This window comes from Megasphaera sp., from assembly GCF_047831605.1.
GTDB lineage: Bacteria > Bacillota > Negativicutes > Veillonellales > Megasphaeraceae > Megasphaera > Megasphaera intestinihominis.
In genome coordinates this window covers 1,977,890-1,990,221 of the sequence record NZ_CP181255.1, presented here as the reverse complement: position 1 = coordinate 1,990,221, position 12,332 = coordinate 1,977,890, and the positions used below count along the sequence as shown (strand labels likewise).

Annotated in this window: 11 protein-coding genes and 1 riboswitch; all 11 genes read right to left on the bottom strand. The window is 56.1% G+C overall.

Going from position 1 to position 12,332, the window contains the following annotated elements:
* Positions 1 to 118 precede the first annotated feature (118 nt).
* The gene (locus ACFWUB_RS09575; RefSeq protein ID WP_416183856.1) at positions 119 to 1,372 is read right to left on the bottom strand and encodes an NAD(P)-dependent malic enzyme; all 1,254 of its coding nucleotides are present in this window, start codon (positions 1,370 to 1,372) and stop codon (positions 119 to 121) included.
* A 26-nt stretch (positions 1,373 to 1,398) separates the two neighbouring features.
* Entirely contained in the window at positions 1,399 to 2,811 is a 1,413-nt protein-coding gene (locus ACFWUB_RS09570) for an aldehyde dehydrogenase family protein (protein WP_416183855.1), read from the bottom strand.
* Between the two features lie 142 nt (positions 2,812 to 2,953).
* Positions 2,954 to 4,207: a branched-chain amino acid transport system II carrier protein gene (locus ACFWUB_RS09565; protein WP_416183854.1), complete on the bottom strand. Its 1,254-nt coding sequence runs from the start codon at positions 4,205 to 4,207 to the stop codon at positions 2,954 to 2,956.
* Between the two features lie 50 nt (positions 4,208 to 4,257).
* A riboswitch (SAM riboswitch) is annotated at positions 4,258 to 4,356 on the bottom strand.
* A gap of 78 nt (positions 4,357 to 4,434) precedes the next feature.
* Positions 4,435 to 5,067, bottom strand: coding sequence for an endonuclease III (gene nth / locus ACFWUB_RS09560; RefSeq protein WP_020310490.1), 633 nt, complete (start codon positions 5,065 to 5,067; stop codon positions 4,435 to 4,437).
* A gap of 1 nt (position 5,068) precedes the next feature.
* Positions 5,069 to 5,902 carry an ATP-dependent sacrificial sulfur transferase LarE gene (larE, locus tag ACFWUB_RS09555; protein ID WP_416183853.1) on the bottom strand — a complete coding sequence of 278 codons (834 nt, stop codon included), beginning with the start codon at positions 5,900 to 5,902 and terminating at the stop codon, positions 5,069 to 5,071.
* The gene (locus ACFWUB_RS09550; protein ID WP_020310492.1) at positions 5,871 to 6,710 is read right to left on the bottom strand and encodes an ADP-ribosylglycohydrolase family protein; all 840 of its coding nucleotides are present in this window, start codon (positions 6,708 to 6,710) and stop codon (positions 5,871 to 5,873) included. Before ACFWUB_RS09550 ends, larE begins: the two co-directional genes overlap by 32 nt.
* 12 nt (positions 6,711 to 6,722) lie before the next feature.
* Positions 6,723 to 8,174, bottom strand: coding sequence for a nicotinate phosphoribosyltransferase (locus ACFWUB_RS09545; RefSeq protein ID WP_292261438.1), 1,452 nt, complete (start codon positions 8,172 to 8,174; stop codon positions 6,723 to 6,725).
* Positions 8,175 to 8,461: 287 nt separating this feature from the next.
* Entirely contained in the window at positions 8,462 to 9,397 is a 936-nt protein-coding gene (locus ACFWUB_RS09540; RefSeq protein WP_292261441.1) for a transketolase family protein, read from the bottom strand.
* Positions 9,397 to 10,218: a transketolase gene (locus ACFWUB_RS09535; RefSeq protein ID WP_020310494.1), complete on the bottom strand. Its 822-nt coding sequence runs from the start codon at positions 10,216 to 10,218 to the stop codon at positions 9,397 to 9,399. The genes ACFWUB_RS09540 and ACFWUB_RS09535 overlap by 1 nt, the downstream gene beginning before the upstream one ends.
* 385 nt (positions 10,219 to 10,603) lie before the next feature.
* On the bottom strand, positions 10,604 to 11,443 hold the full coding sequence (panB, locus tag ACFWUB_RS09530; protein WP_020310495.1) for a 3-methyl-2-oxobutanoate hydroxymethyltransferase: 840 nt from the start codon (positions 11,441 to 11,443) through the stop codon (positions 10,604 to 10,606).
* A complete protein-coding gene (locus ACFWUB_RS09525) occupies positions 11,412 to 12,308 on the bottom strand; it encodes a Rossmann-like and DUF2520 domain-containing protein (RefSeq protein ID WP_020310496.1) in 897 nt (298 codons plus the stop codon). The genes panB and ACFWUB_RS09525 overlap by 32 nt, the downstream gene beginning before the upstream one ends.
* Between the last annotated feature and the right edge of the window lie 24 nt (positions 12,309 to 12,332).

Below are 12,332 nucleotides of genomic sequence, written 5' to 3'. Positions count from 1 at the left end.
AATATTCATGCAATGACCTGTTTTACAATAATGTTATTTTTTCAACCACTAAGAGCTCCGACATTGCAGCCTATAATGTCGACTAACCACTAGCTACTAGCCACGAACCACTAGCTCTTTATTTATGGATCAAGTCGAGCATGGCGTGGAGTTTGTCGATGGTTTCTGCTGCTTCTTGGCGGACGTCTTCCGGGTCGCGGGTGATGCGGGCGACGCCGCTGTCCATAGCAGCTTTGGCGACGGCGGCGGCGACGGCCGGAGCGACGCGTTTATCGAAGGCGTCGGGAATGACATGGTCTTCGGCCAGTTCGTCATCGCCGACCAGGGAGGCGATGGCGTAAGACGCAGCCAGTTTCATGTCTTCGTTGATGCTGCGGGCCCGGACGGCCAGGGCGCCGCGGAAGATACCCGGGAAGACCATGACGTTGTTGATCTGATTCGGTGCATCCGACCGGCCAGTGCCGACGACTTTGGCACCGGCCGCTTTGGCAGAGGCGTAGTCCGTTTCCGGGATGGGGTTGGCCATGGCGAAGACGACGGCATCGTCGGCCATGGCCTGGATGATTTCCTTAGTAAAAATATGCGGTGCCGATACGCCTAGGAGGAGGTCGGCCCCTTTGACGGCATCAGCCAGGGTCCCGTGGGCATGGGACGGATTGGTCAGGGATGCCAGTTCCGCCTGGACCGGGTTCAGCCCTTCCATGCCAGCGTAGAGAATCCCCGGACGGTCGACCATGGTGACGTTCCGAGCTCCGGCGCGGACCAGGAGGCGGCCGATGGAAGCGCCGGCAGCCCCTGCCCCATTAATGACGATGCGGGCTGTCTTCAAGTCCTTATGGACATAGCGGAAGGCACCGATGACGCCGGCCAGGGCGGCAATGGCCGTACCGTGCTGGTCATCATGGAAGACAGGGATATCCATTTCTTTTTTCAAGGTCTGTTCGATTTCATAGCATTTCGGCGAGGCAATGTCTTCCAGGTTGATACCGGCGAAAGACGGCTGCAGGCGCTTCACGGTTTCGATGAATTCTTTTGGGTCCTTTGTATCCAGGCAGATAGGAACGGCATTGACGCCGCCAAAGACCTTGAAGAGAATGGATTTCCCTTCCATGACCGGCATGGCAGCTTCCGGGCCGATGTCGCCCAGGCCGAGGACGCGGGTCCCGTCCGATACGACGGCGATCATATTGCCACGGCAGGTCAAGTCGAAAGACAAATCCGGGTCCTTAGTGATTTCCCGGCACGGCTGGGCAACGCCAGGCGTATAGAGAATACTCAGGTCGTCGTGGGTCTTGAGGACTTCCCGGGGAATGGTTTCAATAACGCCGTGTTTGCCGCGGCGGATTTTCATGGCTTCTTCATCGAAATTCATGACGCTAAAACTCCTCCTATAACTGTTTATGCATTAAAAATGGCCTGGGGTTCTGTAAATTCCAACATCCCATCTTTGCCGCCTTCACGGCCGATACCACTGTCCTTAAAGCCGCCGAAAGGCGCTGTGACGTCGCGCGGGCTGTCGTTGACGTAGACGTTGCCCGACAAAACGGCTGCTGCCACCTTCGAGGCTTCTTCCTTGTCCGGTCCCCAGACGGCAGCGTTGAGGCCATAAGGCGTATCGTTGGCAATGGCCAGGGCTTCGTCGACGGTATCATAAGCGATGACGCTGAGGACGGGGCCGAAGATTTCTTCGCGGGCAATGGTCATGTCATTGGTTACGTCCGTAAAGATGACAGGCTTGACATAGTAACCGTGGTCCGGCGCATCCGGACGGCCGCCAGCCAGAAGTGTCGCCCCTTCTTCCAGGCCCTTGGCGATGTAGGCATCGACGGTCTGCCACTGGTCATACGATGCGACAGGACCGATTTTCGTCGTTTCCAGAGCCGGGTCGCCAATAGTATATTCCGGCAGTATCTTCAGCATGAGCTGTTCAATCTGTTCCTTGTCATCCCGCGGGATGATCAGGCGCGACAGGGCCGTACAGGTCTGGCCACTGTTGAGGAAAATGGAATTGAAGCACATGCGGATAGCCTTTTCGTAGTCCGCCCCCTTCAAGAGGACGAAAGGCGACTTGCCGCCCAGTTCCATACTGATGCGCTTCATCGAAGCTAAGGCGCGCTGAGATACCTTGATGCCGGCTGCCGTCGACCCCGTAAAGGATACCATGGCGATATTCGGGTCGTCGCAGATGGCATTGCCGACCTGGCTGCCCCGGCCGGCGACGAGATTGAAGACGCCTTTGGGGAAACCGGCCTGGTCAAAGGCTTCGGCCAGGTAGTACGCCGTCACCGGCGTGTGCTGACTCGGCTTGAGGACGACTGTCGCCCCGACGAGCAAGGCCGGTACGACTTTCTGGATAATCTGCCCTAAAGGATAATTCCACGGCGTGATACAGCCGATGACACCCAAAGGCCGGCGGTAGACGACGGATTGGGACAGATGTTCGACCAGTGGCAATTCCGGTGCCAAGTCGATATACGACTGGGTCCGCACGAACTGGTAGCCAATATGGTTGGTCCTGGCAAAGGCTACAGGCGCCCCTAATTCCTTGACGACGGCGTCGACGAACTGCGGTTCCAATCTGATCATCTGGACCAGCAGGTTCTTCATGAAGGTGATGCGGTCTTCCAGCGGCATAGCCGACCAGGCCGGGAAAGCTTTGGCAGCCGCCTGGGCAGCGGCAGCGACATCATCGGCACCAGCCGCGGCGACAGTGGCGAAGATTTCTTTCGTCGCCGGATTTTCTACGTCAATATATTGGCCAGACAAGGGCGCAACCCACTGGCCATCGATATATAGTTTTTTCAAATCCATGAAATTACCCCCTTTTACTCGAGATTATTCTTTAATTATAGAGATAAGTCATTGATTATGCAAGTCGGGGAAAAAAATAGACTGCCTAAAAGGCAGTCTATTTTTAGTGGCGCCCCCTACAGACTCCATACCACAAACTATCTTATTTCGCTTCGGCTTCTACGGGTTCTGAGGCGGATACGAAATGGCCGATGATGGAGCCGCCGATGAGGCCGATGATAAAGGGGACGATCCAGCCGAAACCGTATGTGGACAGGGGCGTAGCGGCGACGATGGCTTTAGCAAAGCCCAGGCTGCTCAGACCCGGCAGGGATTCCAAAAGGGCGAAGAGCGTGACCAGGTAGACAGAGCCTTTGTAAGCACCGTTGTTGGGCATGAAGCGGCCGATGATGCCCAGGACCAGGAGGGCCAGGCACGGCGGATAGCAGACGCCGAAAATCCAGCCGATGTAGGTGACGATACCGTCGACGCCGAGGAGGGCCGTCAGGGCCGACAAGATGCAGCAGGCGACGGCGACTTGCTTATAGCTGATGCGGTTGCCCGTAGCCGTGCTGGTGAATTCGGCAACGGCGGCAATCTGACCGATGGCTGTCGTCAGGCAGGCCAGGACGACGGCGATGCCCATGGGAACCATGACCCACGTGCCGACGCGCTGGATGATGGCGACCAGGAGTTCCGCACGGCCGATGTTCTGCGCATAGTCACCGCTGACGCAGGCGCCCATGTAGAGCAGGCTGCCGTAAATGATGAGCAGCAGGACGAAGGAAACGATGCCACAGTAGATGAGCACTTTATTGCGCTGGCCGACGGTCTTATAGCCCTTGCCGTAAATGGAGCTGATGAAGACAGCTGCCATGATGAAGCTGACCAGGACGTCGCCCGTGTTATAGCCGCCGAGGAAGGCATTGACGAAGGGATGGTCCACAGCCGGAGCGACGGGTGTCCCCAGGGGATTGAAGATGCCGACGAAGGCGACGATGACCAGGATCAGGGCCAGGAGCGGCGTCAGGTATTTGCCCATGCGGTCCATGACGTTGTTCTGGTCGGCAACAAAGAAGAAGCTGATGACGAAATAGGCGATGACCAGCGGGATGAACGGTGCTGCCGGCAGGTTGCCCTGGATGCCGAGCTGGATGGCCGTCGCACACGTACGGGGAATGGAAACGAAGGTACAGACCAGCATGAGGGCTGCCAGGAGGACGTTATACGTATTCTTCCCTACCCGTTCAGTAATGGAGTGGACGTCGCCGTTGAGGCCGATGACGATGAGCGTGAAGATAGGAAGAAAAATACCCGAAAGGGTCAGGCCAGCCAGGCCGGACAGGAAATCGCTGCCGCTGTTCAAACCGAGCTGGGGCGGGAAAATCAAGATTGAATGATGTGAAAATAAGTACATAATACGCCAAAAGAAAAGAGGCGCTGCCTCCAAGCTGCGCCTCAGTCATAATGATATCTTTCAGGAATAGCCTGTAGGAATTGGCACCTTACCTTAGGCAGGTTGCCGCAACGTCATCGGGCCCGTCCCTCAGCTGCTCTCGATATAACTTATGAAATTTGTCTGTATTGGTGTTATTTTATAAAATTTTTAACGACTTGTCAATGTATTTATTTTGATTTAACGTTTTACTTCTGACAACTGGGACAAAGGTCAGCCAAAAAGCAGTTGTCGCATAAAGGCTTGCGGGCTTTGCAGACCCGGCGGCCATGCCAGATGAGCCAATGATGGGCCCGGCTCCACCATTCCTTGGGAATGGCCTTCTGCAGGCCCTTTTCGACTTCCAGCGGCGTCGTCCCTTGGGCCAGCTGCAGACGGTTGGACACGCGGAAGACGTGGGTATCGACAGCAATGGCCGGCGTATTGAACAAGATACTGACCAGGACATTGGCCGTCTTGCGGCCGACGCCGGGCAGTTTCACCAGCTCATCGAAAGTCTGCGGCACTTGGCCATGATATTTTTCACAAAGGATGGCACAGTTGGCCAGGATATTCTTGGCCTTGCTGCGATAGAGGCCGCAGGTCCGTATCTTTTCTTCCAGTCCCGCTGTCCCCAGGGTCAGCATCTTTTCCGGCGTGTTATATTCCGGGAACATGCCGGCCGTCACGATATTGACCCGTTCATCCGTACATTGGGCCGACAAGATGACGGCAATCATCAATTCAAAAGGAGAATTATAGTGCAGAGCCGGTTTCATGATACCGTACTGGTCCTGGAACCGCTGCAGCATTTCATCTTTTACTTTCTTGGAAATAGCCATATCACTTTACTTCCTCATCAGTATGGATTACGTCGTTCAGGCTGCCCATTTCATAGCCGCCCAAATCGAGGGTGACGTACGTAAAGCCCGTATCCTTGATGGCCCGGACGATTTCCTCCCGATGAGCCAGGACCGACGGGATTTCATCGACGGCGACTTCGATGCGGGCTACATCGCCGTGATAGCGGACGCGCAGGGACCCCTGGACGTAAGGCGCTACGGCGGCTTCGGCCGCATCGATCTGAGCCAGGCGGTGCGGCGTCAGTTCCACGCCATACGGGACGCGGCTGGCCAGGCAGGCAGCGCTCTGCTTATTCCAGGTCTGGAGGCCGAATTCCTTCGACAAAGCCCGGATATTCGCCTTGGCCAGGCCTGCTTCGATCATCGGGCTGCGGACGGCGTCGGATAATTCCTGCAGGGCTTTCATACCCGGCCGGTAATCACCGAGGTCATCGACATTCCCCCCGTCGACGACCCACTGATAGCCTTCGGCCTTGGCCAGGGCCACGAGCGACGTAAAGCGTATTTTCTTGCAGATATAGCAGCGATCTGGCGGATTCTGGACGAAGTCCGGGTCCTCGAATTCCGTCGAATGGGCCAGGCGGTGTTCGACGCCGATGACCTTGGCCATGGCCTTGGCATCAGCCGCTTCACTGCCCGGCAGGGTCGCCGAAACGGCCGTCACGGCCAGGACCCGGTCCCCCAGAGCCTGGTGAGCCGCATAGGTCAGGAAGGTGCTGTCGACGCCGCCGGAAAAGCCGACGACGACACTGCCCATGTCCTTTAAGATCTGCTGGAGTTTTTCATATTTCTTGCTTGTCTCTGTTGAAATCAAAAGAGTTCCCCCTCGAACCAATATAGTTTTCATAGAACTGTCGAATGACGCCCTTCATTTCTTCGTCACCGACATATGGCAGGGCCTGCTGCCACAAGGCATCGGGCACGCCATAATAGGCTTCGGCAATGCTGCCGGCAATGGCTGCCTGCGTATCCGTATCGCCGTTGAGCCAAATCGCCTTGCGGATCGTATCTTCATAGTCCGTCCCTTCCAGGAAACATTCGATGGCTTCTGGCACACTATCGTCCGTCGTGCAGGTAAAGCCATAAGACGGCCGTATCTGGGCCAGTGTCCGGGACAGATCATAGAAATGCGACCGCAGATATGCGGCAATCGCCTCTTTCTCCTTCCCCTGCCGGGCCAGGAAGATAGCCGACGCCACGGCAATGGCACCCTTGATGGCTTGGGGATGGTCATGGCTGACGACGGCTGTCAGCTCTGCCAGCGCCTGGGCTTCCTCCAGAGTATCGGCAATCCAGCCAGCCGGGCTGACGCGCATAGCCGCCCCATTGCCATAGCTGCCGTAAGCCGGTGCCTCGTCGGCCAGGAACCAGCGGCGGAACAGGCCGCCAAAACCGGCGTCGGGATATTTCCGGCACCAGTAGCGGAGCTGGCGCCGCAAGGGTTCGATATAGCCGCAGCAGGATGCCTTCCCCTCCATCAGGGCTGCCGCTACGGCTACAGTCGTCACCGTATCATCGGTAAAACGGCTGTTTTTAACGAATAAAGGAAAATCCAGGGATTCCGCGGTTTCATCGAATTCATAGATGGAGCCGGCAATATCGCCGATGATAGCTCCCTTCATGGAATCATCTCCCTAAAAGAAATGAGCCGATTCTTCTTTCAAGACTTTATCGCGCAAAGCCGACAGCTTGCTGCTGCGCTGGACCCACATTTCTTCCGGGTTGACCAGGCGCAGGTATTCGGGCCACAAAGTCTGGACCTGCTGGTCTGCATAGGCCATGATGGTTTTGAGGTCCGGTTTCTGATAGACCAGTTCGCCTTTCTGGAAAATAGGGACGAGCATCTTCTGGACACGGTAAGTCCCGCCAGGAATCGTCCGCGAGCGCCACGGTGCCTTATCGCTCTGGAGGAGCAGGTCTTTCGATTCGTCAATGCTTTCACCTTCGAGGATGATGATGTCAGCTTTCATTTTCCCCGTATCTTTATCGTAAATGCGCAGGACGTTCTTCAGGCCCGGATTGGAAATCTTTTCGGCATTGTCGCTCATCTTGATCTTCGGCACGAATTTGCCATCGTCATACTGGCCGACGAGTTTGAAGACGCCGCCCAGGGACGGACTGTCCTTGGCCGTAATCAAGTTCGTGCCGACACCCCAGGAGTTGATGGCGCAGCCCTGGGCTTTCAATTCGGAAATGAGGTTTTCATCGAGGTCATTCGAGGCCGCAATGATGGCATCTGGGAAGCCTGCATCGGCAAACATCTTATGGGCTTCTTTCGATAAATAAGCCAGGTCGCCGCTATCCAGGCGGATACCATAAGCCTTGGGCAGGGTGCCGGCAGCCTTCATTTCCTTGAAGATCGTAATGGCATCGGGGACGCCCTGTTTCAGCGTATTATATGTATCGGCCAGGAGGATGAGGTTGTTCGGGTACTGGCGGGCATAGGCGCGGAAAGCTTCCAGTTCCGACGAGAAGCTCATGACCCAGCTGTGAGCCATGGTCCCTAAGACGGGCATGCCGAATTTGGCGCCAGCCAGGACGTTGCTGGTCCCGTTAAAGCCGCCGATCATGGCCGAACGGGCGCCGTAAACACCGGCCGATTTCCCCTGGGCCCGGCGCAGGCCGAATTCCATGAGGTTGTCCTTACCAGCCACCGTCCGGACGCGGCGAGCCTTGGTGGCAATGAGGCTTTCATGGTTCATGATCATGGACATGCACGTTTCTAACAGTAAGGCTTCGTCCTTCTTGGTCTGGACGCGCAGGAGCACTTCCTGAGGAAAGGCGACGGTCCCTTCGGGCATGGCATAGATGTCGCCCGTAAAGCGCAGGTCTTTCAGGTAATCGAGGAATTTGTCCTGGAAAAAACCGGTGCTCTTCAGATAGGCCAGGTCGTCGTCACTGAAATGTATATTGTGTACATAATCGATGAGATGTTCCAACCCGGCCACGACCGTATAGCCCCCCTGGAAGGGATTGGTCCGGTAATAGCGGTCAAACACGCATTGCTGTTCGTGCTTGCCTTCAAAAAATAAGCCCTGCATCATGGTCAACTGGTACAGGTCGGTCAATAACGCTTTCGTATACAAGATAACTCGCCTCCAAAAAGTAGTTATTCCTATTATACATCAGTTAACGATAAAGGAACAACGAATTACCGATTTTGCATACATCGCAAAATTCTATACGGACTTAGCATGACAAAATAGGCTGTCGCACGTGCGACAGCCTATTTCATCGTAGGGGCCGTCCCAAAGGGCGGCCCTTTCTGGTCCATTGTTAGCGGATGGTATTAAATTTAACCTCTCCGGCCTTTCAGGCCACCTCCCCTCTCAAGGGGAGGCTGCGAGTCACGAACCACGAACCACGAGCCACTTTACTTCCTCTTCAACACGTTATGGACGGCCTGGATGACGTCGCTGGCCGAGAGATTATAGGCTTTCAGGAGGTCATCCGGTTTCCCCGATTCGCCGAAGCGGTCCTGGATGCCGACGAGTTCTACTGGGACACAGCAGTGCTGGGCCAGGGCTTCGCAGATGGCCCCTCCCAGACCGCCCATGATTTGATGTTCTTCACAGACGACGACGGCCCCCGTTTCAGCCGCACAAGTACAGACCGTATCCAGGTCCAGCGGTTTGACCGTGTGGATGTTGACGACGCGGGCCGAAATACCTTCCCGGGCCAGTTCATCCGCCGCCGTCAGGGCTTCATGGACCATGAGGCCGTTGGCGAAGAGGGTCACATCACTCCCATCCCGGAAGATGGCCGCCTTATAGAGGTCAAAAGGTGTATCCTTATCGGTGACGACGGGCGCCGGATTGCGGCCAAAGCGGACATATGACGGCCCTTTGATATCATAGACGGCCATCGTCGCCTTATACGTTTCCCACCAGTCACAAGGCGTAATGACCATCATATGGGGAATGACCCGCATGAGGGCGATGTCCTCCAGAGCCTGATGGGTAGCGCCGTCAGGGCCGACGGAAATGCCGGCATGGGCGCCGCCGAGCTTGACGTTGAGATTATTATAACAGACCGTATTGCGTATCTGTCCCCACGCCCGGCCTGTCAAAAAGACGCCGTATGTCGAAATGAAGGGGACGAAGCCCGTCAGCGACAGGCCGGCTGCCGTACCGACCAGGTCTTGTTCCGATATGCCGACATTGATATATTTTTCAGGATATTCCTGGCGGATCCATTCGGTCCGCGTCGATTTGGCGACGTCCGCATCGAGGACGAGGACATCGTCGTGAAGGCGGCACAGTTCCAGCAGGGCCTTCCCATAGCCGTCGCGCATCGGTACTCGTTCCATTACGGCACCTCCGTTGTCAGTTCATCCATGGCCAGGCGGTACTGGGCTTCATCCGGCGCCGCACCGTGCCATTTCGCTTGATTTTCCATATATGATACACCCTTCCCCTTGACCGTATGGGCCAGGATGACCGTCGGCTTGCCGCGATAGGCCTTGGCAGCGCCATAAGCGTCGTACAGGGCATCTGTATCGTGGCCATCCACGCGGAGGACATGCCAGCCGAAACTTTCCCATTTCGCATCCATCGGTTCCATATTCTTGATCGACACCAAGGAATCGACGAGCTGCAGGCCATTGCAATCGACAATCAGACAAACATTGTCCAAATGGTGCTGTGAGGCAAAAGCGGCAGCTTCCCAAATCTGGCCTTCCTGCTGTTCCCCATCGCCGATGAGACAGAAGACTTCCGGTGTTTCATGGCGCAGTTTCAAGGCCAGGGCAATGCCGTTGGCAATGGACAGGCCTTGGCCTAAAGAGCCGACAGCGCAGTCGAGACAGGGCAGTTTTTCCAAATTGGGATGGCCCTGGAGGGCACTGCCAACCGTCCGCAGCGTATCGAGCAAGGCCAGGGGGAAATAGCCCTTATGGGCCAAAATGCTGTAATAAGCCGGGGCCGCATGGCCCTTGGATAAGACAAAACGGTCCCGTTCCGGCGCATGGGGCCGGTCAGGAAAACAGGTAAAGACATCTGTAAAATAAAGTGTGGCCATGATTTCGACAGCCGATAGAGAGCTGCCAGGATGACCGGAACCGGCACGGTAAATGGACCGCACCGTATCCCGCCGTATCTGCATACACACGTCATGTAGATCATGCTTCATGAAGCATAGCCTCCTATGTCAGGTCGTCAAGAAAAAAACGCCGCATACCCCCGTTTATGTCTGGCGGCGATACGCGTGCGTTCGGACATACGACCTCTTTTGTTCGTTTCTATTTCTTGAGTTTATTGTACAATGATTATATACACAAGTCAAACAGAATATACCATCTGGATATGCTTCATGACTGTATAGCAAGACGTGCTTCCATAATATAAATAAATGGTATAAAAAGGGCTTGTCGCACGACGACAAGCCCTTTTTCTGTAGGGGCGACCACGTGGGGCGCCCGTTCAAGCAAATCCGGTTCATTAGTATCTCACATATACCTGGCGGGCTCGCCACGTGCGAGCCCCTACAACGCTAACTGCTGACGGCTGCCTTTCCCCTATTCTTTCATGGCTTTGACGACTTCCGGGTCTACGGCGAAGCCGTGGGCTTCGTCGGGGAAGCTGCGGTCCTTGACATCGTGGATGTACCGGCCTACGGCATCGACGATGGTCTGATGGAGATCGGCATAGGTCTTGACGAATTTCGGGCGGAAGCCATTGCTCATGCCCAGGAGGTCCGTGCAGACCAGGACCTGGCCATCGGTGCCGTTGCCAGCCCCGATGCCGATGGTAGCCGCCGTATGCAGGGCTTTGGTGATTTCCGTGGCGATATCTGTCGGGACACATTCCAATGTGATGGCGAAGGCGCCGGCTTCTTCCAGCTTCAAGGCGTCGGCAATCAGTTGCTTAGCCGTTTCGCTGTTCTTGCCCTGGACGCGGAAGCCGCCGAGCTGATGGACGGACTGCGGCGTCAGGCCGATGTGGCCGACGACGGGGATACCGGCCGTCGTCATGGCTTTGACGGCTTCGCAGACACTGGCGCCACCTTCGAGCTTGACGGCATCGCAGCCCGTTTCTTTCATGAGCCGGCCGGCATTGTGCAGGGCCTGCTGGGTGCTTTCCTGATAGCTCATGAAGGGCATGTCGCCGACGACCAGAGCCCGTTTGACGCCGCGGACGACAGCCGCCGTATGGTGGATCATATCTTCCATAGTCACCGGCAGTGTCGACGTATGACCCATGACGACATTGCCCAGGGAATCGCCGACAAGGATCATGTCGATACCGGCTTCATCGACGTTCTGGGCCATGATGTAGTCATAGGCCGTAATCATGGAAATCGGCGTGCCTTCCTGTTTCATTTTCTTAATGGTCAGATTGGTTACTTTCTTGTTCATGGTGAACTCCTTCCGCCATCGCAAGGATTCTTGTCAGCGTGTCATGCTGTTTCTCTGTAATCGTTTCGTTTTCTAAGGCTAAGTCTGCAGCGGCACAGCCAAAAGCACAATAGGGCTGGAGCCATTTCTCCGGCATGACGGCCAGGTGTTTGGCAACGGTCCCGGCATCTCCGCGGGACACAGGGCCGGTCAAAGCCGTCTGCCACAGCGGACGCTGGCGGACATTGTCCATCGTCCCTTCGACGAGGGGCCGCAGCGCCTGGGATGCAGCGCCGGCACTGCCGGTCCAGCGGCTTATGAGCTTCTGGGCAATGGCCAGGGCTGTCACGACGTAGTTGGAGCAGAAGCAGGCCGCAGCATGATAGAGCATGCGGTCTTCAGGGGGTACGAAAAAAGGCGTACTGCCCAAAGTCCGGACCAGATCTGCCGCAACGGCCTTGGCCCGTTCATCACCATCGACGGCCATGTAGATTCCCTTCAGGCGGTCTGCCGAAGGTTCGGCAAAGCTTTGCAGCGGATGAAGGCTGCCGACAGGATACCCCAACCGTGAAAGGGGCTCAAGAGGCGATAAATCCATAGCTCCACTGCAGTGAAATATACAGGTCTGAGGCGGCAGCGCATCCCCTGTCAGGGAAGCGGCCAATTCCCGGCTAACGGGAGCCAGGGCATCGTCGCGTACTGTGAGCAGGAGGACATCGCAGTGCCGTGCGAGTTCAGCACCGTCGGTATAGGCAGCAGCATGGAGGCGGCGGGCCATTTGACGTGTATGTTCTTCTGTGGAACAAAGGATTCCTTCGACATCGGAAGGAAAAGCTAATACAAAAGAAGCGCCGACTCTGCCGGCGCCGATAATACCTAAACGCATGATAACTCCCTCAAAAAAAAGCGC